The organism is Pseudomonas sp. PGPPP1 (assembly GCF_002255865.1).
GTDB lineage: Bacteria > Pseudomonadota > Gammaproteobacteria > Pseudomonadales > Pseudomonadaceae > Aquipseudomonas > Aquipseudomonas cremoris.
Genome location: NZ_NKIG01000031.1, coordinates 25012 through 38860 on the forward strand (window position 1 = coordinate 25012; position 13849 = coordinate 38860).

Annotated in this window: 13 protein-coding genes; 7 read left to right on the plus strand and 6 right to left on the minus strand. The window is 61.7% G+C overall.

From position 1 onward, the window contains the following. Nucleotides 1-158 precede the first annotated feature (158 nt). The 4 genes from CFE47_RS25900 to CFE47_RS25915 all read right to left on the minus strand — a co-directional run bounded on the left by CFE47_RS25900 (nt 159) and on the right by CFE47_RS25915 (nt 3924). Entirely contained in the window at nt 159-1334 is a 1176-nt protein-coding gene (locus tag CFE47_RS25900; RefSeq protein ID WP_286841407.1) for a porin, read from the minus strand. Nucleotides 1335-1479: 145 nt separating this feature from the next. After that, nucleotides 1480-2292 (minus strand): sulfite exporter TauE/SafE family protein, encoded by an 813-nt coding sequence (locus CFE47_RS25905; RefSeq protein WP_286841408.1) that lies wholly within the window; start codon nt 2290-2292, stop codon nt 1480-1482. Then, nucleotides 2293-3537, minus strand: coding sequence for an NAD(P)/FAD-dependent oxidoreductase (locus tag CFE47_RS25910; RefSeq protein WP_286841409.1), 1245 nt, complete (start codon nt 3535-3537; stop codon nt 2293-2295). A 51-nt stretch (nt 3538-3588) separates the two neighbouring features. Beyond that, entirely contained in the window at nt 3589-3924 is a 336-nt protein-coding gene (locus tag CFE47_RS25915) for an ArsR/SmtB family transcription factor (protein WP_053256978.1), read from the minus strand. A gap of 94 nt (nt 3925-4018) precedes the next feature. Here CFE47_RS25915 and CFE47_RS25920 point away from each other — a divergent pair, with 94 nt between their 5' ends. Continuing rightward, on the plus strand, nt 4019-4882 hold the full coding sequence (locus tag CFE47_RS25920; protein ID WP_286841410.1) for an MBL fold metallo-hydrolase: 864 nt from the start codon (nt 4019-4021) through the stop codon (nt 4880-4882). 51 nt (nt 4883-4933) lie between these two features. Here CFE47_RS25920 and bkdR read toward each other — a convergent pair whose 3' ends face one another. Then, nucleotides 4934-5422, minus strand: a complete 489-nt coding sequence (gene bkdR, locus CFE47_RS25925; RefSeq protein WP_185710479.1) for a Bkd operon transcriptional regulator BkdR — start codon at nt 5420-5422, stop codon at nt 4934-4936. A gap of 195 nt (nt 5423-5617) precedes the next feature. On the opposite strand from bkdR, the gene CFE47_RS25930 reads away from it, so the two are divergent. From CFE47_RS25930 to CFE47_RS25950, 5 genes are all read left to right on the plus strand, one after another. After that, nucleotides 5618-6853 (plus strand): 3-methyl-2-oxobutanoate dehydrogenase (2-methylpropanoyl-transferring) subunit alpha, encoded by a 1236-nt coding sequence (locus tag CFE47_RS25930; protein ID WP_185710478.1) that lies wholly within the window; start codon nt 5618-5620, stop codon nt 6851-6853. 1 nt (nt 6854) lies between these two features. Further along, on the plus strand, nt 6855-7913 hold the full coding sequence (locus CFE47_RS25935; protein WP_122426176.1) for an alpha-ketoacid dehydrogenase subunit beta: 1059 nt from the start codon (nt 6855-6857) through the stop codon (nt 7911-7913). Continuing rightward, nucleotides 7914-9173 carry a dihydrolipoamide acetyltransferase family protein gene (locus CFE47_RS25940; RefSeq protein WP_286841414.1) on the plus strand — a complete coding sequence of 420 codons (1260 nt, stop codon included), beginning with the start codon at nt 7914-7916 and terminating at the stop codon, nt 9171-9173. 3 nt (nt 9174-9176) lie between these two features. Next, nucleotides 9177-10556: a dihydrolipoyl dehydrogenase gene (gene lpdA / locus CFE47_RS25945; RefSeq protein ID WP_286841416.1), complete on the plus strand. Its 1380-nt coding sequence runs from the start codon at nt 9177-9179 to the stop codon at nt 10554-10556. A gap of 82 nt (nt 10557-10638) precedes the next feature. Next, nucleotides 10639-11658, plus strand: coding sequence for a branched-chain amino acid aminotransferase (locus CFE47_RS25950; RefSeq protein WP_185710475.1), 1020 nt, complete (start codon nt 10639-10641; stop codon nt 11656-11658). Between the two features lie 74 nt (nt 11659-11732). On the opposite strand, the gene CFE47_RS25955 is transcribed toward CFE47_RS25950, so the two are convergent. Then, entirely contained in the window at nt 11733-12626 is an 894-nt protein-coding gene (locus tag CFE47_RS25955; protein ID WP_286841419.1) for a GNAT family acetyltransferase, read from the minus strand. A gap of 285 nt (nt 12627-12911) precedes the next feature. Between CFE47_RS25955 and ctlX the strand changes: the two genes are divergently transcribed. Further along, nucleotides 12912-13838, plus strand: a complete 927-nt coding sequence (gene ctlX / locus CFE47_RS25960; RefSeq protein WP_286841421.1) for a citrulline utilization hydrolase CtlX — start codon at nt 12912-12914, stop codon at nt 13836-13838. Nucleotides 13839-13849 lie beyond the last annotated feature (11 nt).

Consider the following 13849-nt stretch of genomic DNA (forward strand, 5'->3'; position numbering starts at 1 on the left):
GTGGGCCCTATGCTACTTGGGTACTGGGTGGGGGGATGCTATGGGATGAGGTTCCCAGGAACACTGGAGAGCAAATGTGGGAGCTGGCTTGCCTGCGATAGCAATGTGTCAGGTACATCACTATCGCAGGCAAGCCAGCTCCCACAGGTTTGAACGGGTTACCAAGTCAAGACGGCACCTACTGCAAAAGTGTCGGTGTCTTCATTCTGCGCACTGGTGTCATGCCCCTTGATCTGGAACTGGTTGTACTCCGCCACCAGCTTCAAGTTGTCATTCACGTCATGAAACAGCGCAATCCCACGGGTTTCATAATCCGCCCCGCTGCCCACCACGCCGTTGCCATCGTCCTTGGTCTTGCCGTAAGACAACGCCAAGCGGTTCTTGCCGAGCTTGTACGAGCCCTGCACCAGGTAGCCGTTGCTGTCGACGTTGCGCAGGGTGGCTTCCCCGGCATTGTTGGTGAAAAACGGGTTGATGCCCTTGGCCTGGAAGCCGGAACCTGTCAGCGACAAGCCGCCCATCTTCGCTTGCACACCGTAGCCCAGGCCCTTGGAAGTAACGCTGGCCACGGTCGAGTCGGTGTTGTCGGAGGTCTGGTAGCTGCCGTTGAGCCAGCTGTAGATCTTCGCCCCGCCCACGTCGAACTGGTAGGTGATCTCGCTCTCGGTGCGCGGGTTCTTCTGGTAGGCCTTGCCCAACGGGCTGCTGTCGTTGGTGTCCACCGGGTCCATGATGCCGACGGCGATGCGCAGGCCGTCCATCACGGGCGTGCGGTAGGTGATCTGCGAGGTGGGAAACGGGTACGGGTAGCCGCTGCCGATATTGCCGAACGACACACCGCCACCGTCCACCAGACCGAGGCTGTCGCTGACCTGGCCGTAACCGGCGAGCAATTCATCGAGCAGGATGTTGGAGCGGGCGAACAGGCCGAAGTCCTTGCCGATCAACACTTCGCCCCATTCCTTGTTTGCCACCGTGCCGTAGAACTGGCGCACGTCGATGGCGGTGTCGGTACCGTTGGTTTCGCTGTCGTTGATGGTGACCCAGAACGATGCGCGAGCGCCGAGCTTGAGGTCGTCGACCTGCTTGGTCATGTTGAAGCCCAGGTAGTTGGGCAAGAAGCCCATCTTCACCCGCGACTGGCGGCGGTCATATTGGTCACCGGCGCGGTCGACGTCGCTGTTGACGTAGAAAGCGTTGATGTAGCCATCGGTGGAAAAGGTGGTTTCGTCTTTGTCGTACAGCATGATCTCGGCGTCGGCGAACGGGCTGAGGCCCAGACTGACGAGAAAGGCAGGCAACAAACGCAGGGGGAGATTCTTATTGTTATGCATGGCGCGCTCCGCAACGGGGACTTGATGTCGGAGGCGATTATCGAAAGGGCCAAGGCCTCGGCATACGCTGCGTTGGCCTAGGTTGCGGGGTGCTTTGGACGGGCCGCGGGTGCCCGCCAAGTTGGGTGTAAGCCGGGCCCGGCACTTAGTGCGTAAGACCGGCCTTGATCAACATGCCAACGGCCACCAGTACACACAGGCTGGCAAAGCCGACCTGCAAGGTGCGCGCAGGAATCACCGAGCACAGGCGCCGGCCGGCCAACATGCCAACGATGCTCGCGCCGATAAACACCCAGCCCACCGGCTCGATGCGCACACCGGCATGGAACGCCCCCGCCACGCCGATCAGCGAGATCAGGCTGATCACCATCAGCGAGGTCGCGACAATGCCGCGCATCTGCACATCAGTGAGCTGCTTGAACGCTGGCACGATCAGGAAGCCGCCGCCCACGCCAAGCAGGCCGGAGACAGCACCGGTCACCGCACCGAGGGCGGCCAGGGTCGTGGTGCATTTGGCGGTCCACGCCAAGCGCCCGGTCTGCTGGTTGAGCATGCAGTTCTTCTGGCCCCAGGACGCGGTGCCATGGTCACTCGGCCCCGGCTCGGTTTTTTCGCGCTGCAACATGCGCCACGCCACCAGCACCATCAACGCGCTGAACAAGCCCATCAGCAGCGCTTCCGGCAATTGGTGGGCGAGAAACACACCCACCGGCGAAAACAGCGCGCCGAGCAAGGCGATCAACAGCGCGGCGCGGTAACGCACCAGGCCATGGCGCAAGCCGTCGATCGCACCGACCGCCGCCGCCGCACCGACCGCGAGCAGCGACACCGGCGCGGCCTGGGTCATGCTCAGGCCCAAGCCGAGCACTAGCGCAGGCACCCCGAGAATGCCGCCACCCGCACCGGTCAGGCCCATCACCAGGCCCATCAATAATCCCAACACAGTGGCCAGCAGCATTCAGTCCACCTTGCTCAGGCGAGTCAGCCACTCACGACCCTTGAGCATGCCGTTCCAGTAGAACCACGGCAGCAGCGTGGCCTTGAGGAACCACATCGAACGCCGCGCCTGGGTCGGGTCCAGAGGAAAAGTCGGCAGCAACTTGCCGCCGTAGCCGAACTCGGCGAGCACCACCTTGCCCTTCTCCACCGTCAGCGGGCACGAGCCGTAGCCGTCGTATTTCAGCGGCAGCGGCGCCTGTTTGCGCAGGGCCAGCAGGTTCTCGGCCACCACCACAATCTGCTTGCGCACCGCAGCAGCGGTCTTGGCATTGGTGGTGGAGCACACATCGCCCAGGCCAAAGACGTGCGGGTAACGCAGATGTTGCAGGCTGTGGGGGTTCACTTCGCACCAGCCGGCGGCGTCGGACAGCGGGCTCTGGCGGATGAAATCCGGGGCCACCTGGGGCGGGACGACGTGCAGCAGGTCGAAGGATTTTTCTTCTAACGTGGCATTGCCCTCGGCGTCCTTGACCTCGAACCAGGCCTTGCGCGCCGGACCGTCGACTTTCACCAGATTGGAATTGAATGCCAGGTTCGCGTTGTACTTGTGCACGTATTCCATCAACGGCGGCACAAAGGTTGGCACGCCAAACAGCGCGGCGCCGGCGAGGTTGAATTCCACGTCGATATGTTTCAGATGGCCGTGCTTGAGCCAGTGATCACACGACAAGTACAGGGCTTTTTGCGGCGCACCCGCGCATTTGATCGGCATGGCTGGCTGGGTAAAGATCGCCTTGCCAGCCTTGAGCTGCTGCACCAACTGCCAGGTGTAGGCGGCGTGTTCGTAGCTGTAGTTGGAGGTGACGCCGTTGTGGCCGAGGGTGTCTTGCAGGCCTTCGATTTTTTCCCAGGCCAGGCGTAGGCCGGGGCACACGATGAGGTTGTTCCAGGTGATGTGCTGGCCGCTGTCGAGCACCAGGGTCTTTTCGTCGGGCAGCACGTCGGTCACGGCCGCCTGAATCCAGGCAACGCCGTTGGGCAGCACGTCAGCCAAGGGGCGACGGGTCTTTTTCACATCGTAGGCACCGCCGCCCACCAGGGTCCAGGCGGGTTGGTAGCAGTGGTAATCGTTGGGTTCGATCAGGGTGATATTCAGGTGGGGGTCGCGCTTGAGCAGGCTGGCCAGCAGGCCGATGCCTGCCGAACCGCCGCCGATGACTACGATGTCGCCACTGATGGTCGGTCCCCAGTGTTGGTCGGTCATGGTCTATCGCCTTTTTTATTCAGTGCACACAAGGGTCGCTGCCGGATGGCGTCACGCCCAGCTTTTCATCACCGCGCCGCAGTACAGGCCGGACAAGGTCTTCATCACTTGGATCACTTCGTGGCTGGCCAGCCCGTAGAAGATGTATTTGCCTTCCCGACGGGTGGCGACCAACCCTTCGTCACGCAAGATGCCCAACTGTTGGGACAGGGTGGGTTGGCGTACGCCGGTCATGGTTTCCAACTCGCCGACGTTGCGCTCGCCCTGGGTCAACTGGCAGAGGATCAACAGGCGATCCTCATTGGCCAGCGCCTTGAGCAAGGAACAGGCCTTGGACGCCGATGCCCGCAACTGCGCGACTTCGCCTTCACTCAGAGTAGATTCCATTTGCCTCGGGTCCTTTGCGTCACTTAAGCTCAAAACATTATGTGAAAACGTAAACTGATTGTAACTACTTTTTTCTTCATCGGGGATAGCCGCCATGTCAGCGTTGATTCAAGCCTTTCTGGACGAGGCATCGTCGACCTACACCTACGTCGTTTACGAGGCCGATGGCGGCCCCTGTGCCATCGTCGACTCAGTGCTCAACTACGACCCGGCGTCCGGGCGCACCGGCACTGCGGGGGCAGACACCGTCATTGCGTTCGTGCGCGAGCACCAGCTGCAGGTGCAATGGCTACTGGAAACCCACGCCCATGCCGACCACCTGTCCGCCGCGCCCTACCTGCGCCGCACCCTGGGCGGCAAGATCGCGATTGGCCAGTCCATCAGCAAGGTGCAGGGCGTGTTCAAGCACCTGTTCAACCTGGAACCGGAATTTCGCGTCGACGGCTCGCAGTTCGATCACCTGTTTGCACCGGACGAGGTGTTTTACATCGGCAACCTCAAGGCCCAGGCCCTGCACGTGCCGGGGCATACGCCAGCCGACATGGCCTACCTGATCGACGGCCGGTTGATCCTGGTGGGCGATACGCTGTTCATGCCGGATGTGGGCACGGCGCGCTGCGATTTCCCTGGCGGCGATGCGCGGCAGTTGTATGCGTCGATGCGCACGTTGCTGGCGTTTCCGTTGGAGACCGAACTGTACGTGTGCCATGACTATCCGCCTGAGGGGCGCGAGGCGAAATGCCTGACGACGGTGGCGGAACAACGGGCTGGGAATATCCATGTGCATGACGGGGTGGATGAGGCGGCGTTTGTCGAGATGCGTACCCAGCGCGATGCGGGGCTGGGCATGCCGACGTTATTGTTGCCGGCGATCCAGGTGAATGTGCGGGCGGGGAATATGCCGCCGGCGGAGGACAACGGCGTGACCTACCTGAAAATCCCCCTTAACCAACTTTGAAATGCAGCTCCCACATTTTGGACAGTGCCTGATCGGTGAGATTAGTGATATTCAAGAGCCCAAACTTATGCCGTTAGCCGGTAGCGGCAACGCAGTTTTATAACGCACCTGCTTCAGCGCAAAACTCGACCGAATGTTCGCCACCCCCGGCACCTTGGTCAAAAAATCCATCATGAAACGCTCCAGCGACTGGATCGTCGGCACCAGCACCCGGATCAGATAGTCCGGGTCACCGGCCATCAGGTAGCACTCCATCACTTCCGGGCGATCCGAAATCGCCCCTTCAAACTGCTGCAGCGCCAGTTCGTTCTGTTTTTCCAGGCTCACATGGATAAACACATTAACGTGCAGCCCCAGTAAATCCGGGTCTAGCAGGGTGACTTGCTCACGAATCAGCCCCAGTTCTTCCATCGCCTTCACCCGGTTGAAACACGGCGTGGGCGACAGATTGACCGAGCGGGCCAGGTCGGCGTTGGTGATGCGGGCGTTCTCCTGCAGGGCGTTGAGAATGCCGATATCGGTACGGTCCAGTTTGCGCATGAGACAAAATCACCTGTTTATTATGTTTATGCAGTTTTTTTATCCGCAAATGATCGCGAGCGCAACGAAACACAGATAAATATTCTTCTACGCCCCGCCTATGATTGTTGTAGGACAAGATTTCCCCTATCCGGGGACTGACTGTCAGCTAGCGCGCCCACTACAAGAAATTCACAAGATAGAGCGTAGAAAGCCATGACCCAGCAGTACGAACCACTGCGCCTGCACGTGCCTGAACCCTCAGGCCGCCCAGGCTGCAAGACCGACTTCACGTACCTGCGCCTGACCGACGCCGGCACAGTGCGCAAACCCGCCATCGACGTAGAACCCGCCGACACCGCCGACCTGGCCAAGGGCCTGATCCGCGTGCTCGACGATCAAGGCCAGGCCCTCGGCCCGTGGGCCGAAGGCGTTCCCGTCGAGATCCTGCGTAAAGGCATGCGCGCCATGCTCAAGACGCGCATCTTCGACAACCGCATGGTGGTCGCCCAGCGTCAGAAAAAAATGTCGTTCTACATGCAAAGCCTCGGCGAAGAAGCCATCGGCAGCGCCCAGGCCCTGGCCTTGAACATCGACGACATGTGCTTCCCCACCTACCGCCAGCAAAGCATCCTGATGGCCCGCGATGTGCCGCTGGTGGACCTGATCTGCCAACTGCTGTCCAACGAGCGCGACCCGCTCAAGGGCCGTCAGTTGCCGATCATGTACTCGGTCAAGGAATCCGGTTTCTTCACCATTTCCGGCAACCTGGCCACCCAATTCGTACAAGGCGTGGGCTGGGGCATGGCCTCGGCGATCAAGGGCGATACCAAGATCGCATCCGCCTGGATCGGCGACGGTGCTACCGCCGAATCGGACTTCCACACCGCCCTCACCTTCGCCCACGTGTACCGCGCGCCGGTGATCCTCAACGTGGTCAACAACCAATGGGCCATTTCCACCTTCCAGGCGATTGCCGGGGGTGAGGCCACCACCTTCGCCGGACGCGGCGTCGGCTGCGGCATCGCCTCCCTGCGCGTGGACGGCAACGACTTCATCGCGGTGTACGCCGCCTCCGCCTGGGCTGCCGAGCGTGCGCGCCGCAACCTCGGCCCTACCCTGATCGAATGGGTCACCTACCGCGCCGGCCCGCACTCCACGTCCGATGATCCTTCGAAATACCGTCCAGCCGACGACTGGAGCCACTTCCCATTGGGCGACCCGATTGCGCGCCTCAAGCAGCACTTGATCAAGATTGGCCAGTGGTCCGAAGAGGAACACGCGGCAGTCAGTGCCGAACTTGAAGCCCAAGTGATCGCTGCACAGAAAGAAGCCGAACAGTACGGCACCCTTGCCGGCGGCCAGATTCCAAGCGCCGCGACCATGTTCGAAGACGTCTATAAAGAGATGCCGGAGCACTTGAAGCGCCAGCGTCAAGAGTTGGGGATCTGACATGAACGATCACAACAACAGCATTGAAGTGGAAACCGCCATGACCACCACCACCATGACCATGATTCAGGCCCTGCGCTCGGCCATGGATGTGATGCTCGAACGTGACGACAACGTGGTGGTGTTCGGCCAGGACGTGGGTTACTTCGGCGGCGTGTTCCGCTGCACCGAAGGCCTGCAGGGCAAGTACGGCAGTTCGCGGGTGTTCGACGCACCGATTTCCGAAAGCGGCATTATCGGCGTGGCGGTGGGCATGGGTGCCTACGGCCTGCGTCCGGTGGCCGAGATCCAGTTCGCCGACTACGTCTACCCTGCCACCGACCAGATCATCTCCGAAGCTGCCCGCCTGCGTTATCGCTCGGCTGGCCAGTTCACCGCGCCGCTGACCATGCGCATGCCTTGCGGCGGCGGCATCTACGGCGGCCAGACCCACAGCCAGAGTATCGAAGCGGTATTCACCCAGGTCTGCGGCCTGCGCACGGTGATGCCGTCCAACCCGTATGACGCCAAGGGCCTGCTGATTGCCTCCATCGAAAACGATGACCCGGTGATCTTCCTCGAGCCTAAACGCCTGTACAACGGCCCGTTCGATGGCCATCACGACCGCCCTGTCACCCCGTGGTCGAAACACCCGCAAGCCCAAGTGCCGGACGGTTACTACACCGTGCCGCTGGACGTGGCCGCCATCGTGCGTCCGGGCTCGGCTGTGACCGTGCTGACCTACGGCACCACCGTGTATGTGTCACAAGTGGCGGCGGAAGAAACCGGCATCGACGCCGAGGTCATCGACCTGCGCAGCCTGTGGCCGCTGGACCTGGAAACCATCGTCAAGTCGGTGAAAAAGACCGGCCGTTGCGTGGTGGTGCATGAAGCCACCCGTACCTGCGGCTTTGGTGCCGAGCTGGTATCGCTGGTGCAAGAGCATTGCTTCCACCACCTGGAAGCGCCGATCGAACGCGTCACCGGTTGGGACACTCCCTACCCGCACGCGCAGGAGTGGGCGTATTTCCCAGGGCCGTCCCGAGTGGGCGCGGCGTTGAAACGGGTCATGGAGGTCTGAATGGGCACGCACGTTATCAAGATGCCGGACATTGGCGAAGGCATCGCAGAAGTTGAACTGTCAGTCTGGCACGTCAAGGTCGGTGACCTGGTGGTTGAAGACCAGGTGCTGGCGGATGTCATGACCGACAAGGCGATGGTGGACATTCCCTCGCCGGTACACGGCAAGGTGATTTCCCTCGGCGGCGAGCCGGGCGAGGTCATGGCGGTGGGCAGTATCTTGATCAGCATTGAAGTCGAAGGGGCTGGCAACGCCAAGGAAGCGCCGGCAGTAAAGGAAGCGCCGAAGGCAGCCCCCGTTGCTGCCGAAACCAAGCCCGCACCCGTAGCAGTTGAAACCAAGCCAGTGGTGAAACCCGCAGCAGCGCCTGTGGCCCGTGAAGCCGACGAGCGCCCACTCGCCTCCCCTGCCGTGCGCAAGCACGCACTGGATGCCGGGATTCAGTTGCGCCTGGTCCAGGGCTCCGGCCCAGCTGGGCGAATCTTGCACGAAGACCTCGATGCCTACCTGCAACAAGGCACGGCAAAGGCATCGACAGCCGCCACCCCTTACGCCGAACGCAATACCGAAGAACAGATCCCGGTGATCGGCATGCGCCGCAAGATCGCCCAGCGCATGCAGGACGCCACTCGGCGCGCCGCGCATTTCAGCTATGTGGAAGAAATCGACGTCACCGCCCTCGACGAGCTGCGCGTGCACCTCAACGAGAAGCACGGTGCCACACGTGGCAAGCTGACTCTGCTGCCGTTCATCGTGCGTGCCATGGTCGTGGCGTTGCGGGACTTCCCGCAGATCAACGCCCGCTATGACGACGAAGCCCAGGTCATCACCCGCCTGGGTGCGGTGCATGTGGGCGTCGCCACCCAAAGCGACGTCGGCCTGATGGTGCCGGTGGTGCGTCACGCCGAAGCGCGCAGCCTGTGGGGCAACGCTGAGGAAATCGCACGCTTGGCCACGGCCGCACGCAATGGCAAGGCCAGCCGTGATGAGCTCTCGGGCTCGACCATTACCCTGACCAGCCTGGGCGCGTTGGGCGGCATCGTCAGCACGCCAGTGCTGAACCTGCCGGAAGTGGCCATAGTCGGCGTCAACCGCATCGTTGAACGGCCAATGGTGATCAAGGGCCAGATCGTGGTGCGCAAGATGATGAACCTCTCCAGCTCGTTCGATCACCGCGTGGTCGATGGCATGGACGCGGCGCAATTCATCCAGGCCATTCGCGGCCTGCTCGAACAACCCGCCAGCCTGTTTTTGGAGTAAGGCATGTCTCAGACGTTGAATACCACGCTGCTGATTATCGGCGGCGGCCCTGGCGGTTATGTGGCAGCGATCCGGGCCGGCCAACTGGGCATCCCGACCATCCTGGTGGAAGGCCAGGCGCTGGGCGGCACCTGCCTGAACATCGGCTGCATCCCGTCCAAGGCCCTGATCCATGTGGCCGAACAGTTCCAGCAAACCGTGCACCACAGCCAAGGCTCCCAACTGGGCATTGAAGTGGATGTGCCGACCCTGGACATCCGTAAAAGCGTGGAATGGAAAGACGGCATCGTCGACCGCCTGACCACCGGCGTCGCCGCGTTGCTCAAGAAGCACAAGGTGCAGGTGATCCACGGCTGGGCCAAGGTGGTGGACGGCAAGACCGTCGATGTCGGCGACCAGCGCATCCAGTGCGAGCACCTGCTGCTGGCCACCGGTTCGAAAAGCGTCAATCTGCCGATGCTGCCGATTGGCGGGCCGATCATTTCGTCCACTGAAGCCTTGGCACCAACCCGGGTGCCCAAGCGCCTGATCGTGGTGGGTGGTGGCTACATCGGTCTGGAACTGGGCATTGCCTACCGCAAGCTCGGCGCCGAGGTCAGCGTGGTCGAGGCGCAGGAGCGTATCCTGCCGGCCTACGATGCCGAGCTGACGGCACCGGTGAACGAGTCCCTCAAGCAACTGGGCGTGAAGCTGTACCTCAAGCACAGCGTCACCGGGTTTGCCGATGGCAGCCTGCAGGTACGTGATCCGAATGGCGACACCTTGTCGCTGGCCACCGATCAGGTGTTGGTGGCCGTTGGTCGCAAACCCAACACCCAAGGCTGGAACCTGGAAGCGCTGAACCTGGCGATGAACGGTGCAGCGATCAAGGTCGACAGCCACTGCCAGACCAGCATGCGCAACGTGTGGGCGATTGGCGACCTGAGCGGCGAGCCGATGTTGGCGCACCGGGCCATGGCCCAGGGTGAAATGGTCGCCGAACTGATCAGCGGCAAAGCCCGCGAGTTCAACCCGGCGGCGATTCCAGCGGTGTGCTTTACCGACCCGGAACTGGTGGTGGTCGGCAAGACCCCGGATGAAGCCAAGGCCGCCGGTTTGGACTGCATCGTGTCGAGCTTCCCGTTCGCGGCTAATGGCCGTGCCATGACGCTGGAGTCGAAAACCGGCTTCGTGCGCGTGGTGGCGCGGCGTGATAATCACCTGATCGTCGGCTGGCAGGCAGTCGGCGTTGGCGTATCGGAGCTGTCCACCGCCTTCGGCCTGAGCCTGGAAATGGGCGCGCGGCTGGAAGATGTGGCGGGCACCATCCACGCCCATCCGACCCTGGGTGAAGCGGTGCAGGAAGCAGCGCTAAGGGCTTTGGGGCATGCCTTGCACCTTTGAAGGGGGTGCTAAGGCACCGGCTAATGAAGTATTGTTGCGCCCATTCAGAAAAAAACCGACTTGACCAGAGATAGAGGGTGTCATGGGTAACGAAAGCATCAATTGGGACAAGCTGGGTTTTGACTACATCAAGACCGACAAACGGTTTCTCCAAGTCTGGAAAAACGGCGAGTGGCAAGAAGGCACCCTGACCGACGACAACGTGCTGCACATCAGTGAGGGCTCCACTGCCCTGCACTATGGCCAGCAGTGCTTCGAAGGCCTCAAGGCCTACCGTTGCAAGGACGGTTCGATCAACCTGTTCCGCCCGGACCAGAACGCCGCCCGCATGCAACGCAGCTGCGCGCGCCTGCTGATGCCGCATGTGCCGACCGACGTGTTTATCGACGCCTGCAAGCAAGTGGTCAAGGCCAACGAGCGCTTCATCCCGCCGTACGGCAGCGGCGGCGCGCTGTACCTGCGTCCGTTCGTGATCGGCACCGGTGACAACATCGGCGTGCGTACCGCGCCGGAGTTCATCTTCTCGGTGTTCGCGATCCCGGTCGGTGCCTACTTCAAGGGCGGCCTGGTGCCCCACAACTTCCAGATCTCCACCTTCGACCGCGCCGCGCCACAAGGCACCGGTGCCGCCAAGGTCGGTGGCAACTACGCCGCCAGCCTGATGCCAGGTTCGGAAGCCAAGAAAGCCGGCTTCGCCGATGCGATCTACCTGGACCCGATGACCCACTCGAAAATCGAAGAAGTCGGTTCGGCCAACTTCTTCGGGATCACCCACGACAACCAGTTCATCACGCCGAAGTCGCCTTCGGTACTGCCAGGCATCACCCGCCTGTCGCTGATCGAACTGGCCCAGACCCGCCTGGGCCTGAAAGTGACCGAGGGCGAAGTGTTCATCGACAAGCTGGACCAGTTCAAGGAAGCCGGCGCCTGCGGTACCGCTGCTGTGATCTCGCCAATCGGCGGTATCCAGTACAACGGCAAACTGCATGTGTTCCACAGCGAGACCGAAGTGGGCCCGATCACCCAGCAGCTCTACAAAGAGCTGACCGGTGTGCAGACCGGTGATGTTGAAGCGCCAGAGGGTTGGATCGTCAAGGTCTGATCACTGCCACAGCAACACCGCAGGACCCATGTGGGAGCTGGTTTGCCAGCTCCCACATTTGCTTTTAGGTGTTCTTAAGATTGAGTGGGAATATTCCCGGCAATCTTTTTGCCCATGCTGATCCTCGGCTCCACGCCATACCCCAACGCCTCATAAAACCCCACCACGGCCTCGTTGCTACTGTTGATCTGCAGGTTGATCTTCATGCAGCCCAGTCCAATCAACGCCTGCTCCGCATGCCGCACCAACGACGAACCCAAGCCATGACGTCGGTAGTCCGCGTGCACCGCCACCGAGTACAGCCAACCCCGATGGCCGTCGTAGCCCGCGAGGATCGTGCCGATCACCGCCTTTTTATCGGTTGCCACAAAAAACAGCCCATCGTTGACGGCGAGCTTCTTGTCGATCGCCAAGCTGGGCACGTTATGCGCGGTGTCATAACCAAACGCCTGCTGCCACAACGCCACCACTTGCGCGCGGTGTTGGCGGTCGCGATACAGCCCGATGGGATGTCGCGACAGCAATGCCTTTTCCATCACCAACGTACGCTCGTTACCGTGATAAACATCACGTACGGTGTGAAACCCCAGTTTGGTATAGAACGGCTCGGCGGTCAGTGAAGACGGCACGCTCAACACCGTCACGCCCGCTTCACGGGCGCGCAGTTCGATCTCGATCATCAGCAACCGGCCAATCCCCTGCCCCTGCAGCGACGGGTTGACGAACACCGAGCGCACCACATTGGCATCCAGCGCCGCCGTGGCCACGATGACCTCGTCCTGCACCGCCACCAACACCACCCGTCGCGCCAGCAAAGCCAGCACTGCCTCGGGGGTGAAGTTGCCCGCGACCCGGGCGATCACATCCGCCGGGTAATCCTGCGCATTGCTGCTGTGCAGGGCTGCCAGGATGACTTGGCTGATGCCCTCGGCATCGGTGGGTTGGGCGAGACGTACGGCGGTCGACATGATTACTCCTGGCTGACGGCGTTTTAGCAGACGCCACCATAACAATGTGGGAGCGGGCTTGCTCGCGAAAGCGGTACATCAGTGATGAATTCAGTGACTGACACACCGCCTTCGCGAGCAAGCCCGCTCCCACATTTTGATCGCATTTCACATCGGCGGCCGATTCGGCTGCGCCACTTAACTTTTCAGCTTTCCCGGCTGACCCACCCCCTCGTTTCAGCCGGGATTCATCCCGCACAACCCACAAAATAGCCCCACTGCTCAACCTCATGGATTCGTGCACCCATGCAAACCACCAATACCGTCTTGATGATTCGCCCGGCGCGCTTTGCCTTCAACCCGGACACCGCGATCAACAACCGCTTCCAACGCCAGCCCCTAGACCCACTCGGCGCGCAGCAGAAAGCGCTGGAAGAGTTCGACGGTTATGTCGATACCCTGCGCCAACACGGCGTGGAGGTGCTGGTGGTGCAGGACACCCCGGCGCCCCACACCCCCGACTCGATCTTCCCCAACAATTGGTGGAGCAGCCACGCGGATGGCAGCCTGGTGCTGTACCCGATGGAAGGCCAGAACCGACGATTGGAACGCAACAAGGGCGTGCTGCAAGTACTGGAGCAACGCTTTGCGATCAACAGCACCATTGACCTGAGCCACCTGGAACAACAGAACATCTTCCTCGAAGGCACCGGCAGCATGGTGCTCGACCGCCAGCACCGCATCAGCTACGCCTGCCACTCCGGGCGCACCCACCACGACGCCCTGCGCCAGTTCGCCGAACGCCTCGACTACCAGCTCTGCGTGTTCCACGCCGTCGACCGCCACCACGCGCCGATCTACCACAGCAACGTGATGATGAGCGTCGGCCGCGACCTCTCGGTGGTGTGCCTGCAAGCCCTGCCCGACGAAGGCGAACGCCGCACCCTGGAACGCTCGCTGCGCGACACCGGCAAGGACATCCTCGGCCTCGACTTCGACCAGCTTGAAGCCTTCGCCGGCAACATGCTCGAAGTCCACGACCGTGACGGCCAGCCGCTGCTGGTGATGTCTGCCAGCGCCTGGGGCGCCCTGCAACCCGCGCAGCGCCAACATGTGGAACGCCACACCCGGCCGGTGGTGGTGAACATCGACAACATCGAACGCATCGGCGGCGGCAGTGCCCGCTGCATGCTGGCAGAAGTTCATCTGCCCGCCCGTCCCACCTTTCAATAAGGAGTCTTGCC

Bases quoted from the DNA above. Each gene is read 5' to 3' on its own strand.
- CFE47_RS25900 (WP_286841407.1), bottom strand. From the start codon at position 1,334: ATGCATAACAATAAGAATCTCCCCCTGCGTTTGTTGCCTGCCTTTCTC.
- CFE47_RS25905 (WP_286841408.1), bottom strand. From the start codon at position 2,292: ATGCTGCTGGCCACTGTGTTGGGATTATTGATGGGCCTGGTGATGGGC.
- CFE47_RS25910 (WP_286841409.1), bottom strand. From the start codon at position 3,537: ATGACCGACCAACACTGGGGACCGACCATCAGTGGCGACATCGTAGTC.
- CFE47_RS25915 (WP_053256978.1), bottom strand. From the start codon at position 3,924: ATGGAATCTACTCTGAGTGAAGGCGAAGTCGCGCAGTTGCGGGCATCG.
- CFE47_RS25920 (WP_286841410.1), top strand. From the start codon at position 4,019: ATGTCAGCGTTGATTCAAGCCTTTCTGGACGAGGCATCGTCGACCTAC.
- bkdR (WP_185710479.1), bottom strand. From the start codon at position 5,422: ATGCGCAAACTGGACCGTACCGATATCGGCATTCTCAACGCCCTGCAG.
- CFE47_RS25930 (WP_185710478.1), top strand. From the start codon at position 5,618: ATGACCCAGCAGTACGAACCACTGCGCCTGCACGTGCCTGAACCCTCA.
- CFE47_RS25935 (WP_122426176.1), top strand. From the start codon at position 6,855: ATGAACGATCACAACAACAGCATTGAAGTGGAAACCGCCATGACCACC.
- CFE47_RS25940 (WP_286841414.1), top strand. From the start codon at position 7,914: ATGGGCACGCACGTTATCAAGATGCCGGACATTGGCGAAGGCATCGCA.
- lpdA (WP_286841416.1), top strand. From the start codon at position 9,177: ATGTCTCAGACGTTGAATACCACGCTGCTGATTATCGGCGGCGGCCCT.
- CFE47_RS25950 (WP_185710475.1), top strand. From the start codon at position 10,639: ATGGGTAACGAAAGCATCAATTGGGACAAGCTGGGTTTTGACTACATC.
- CFE47_RS25955 (WP_286841419.1), bottom strand. From the start codon at position 12,626: ATGTCGACCGCCGTACGTCTCGCCCAACCCACCGATGCCGAGGGCATC.
- ctlX (WP_286841421.1), top strand. From the start codon at position 12,912: ATGCAAACCACCAATACCGTCTTGATGATTCGCCCGGCGCGCTTTGCC.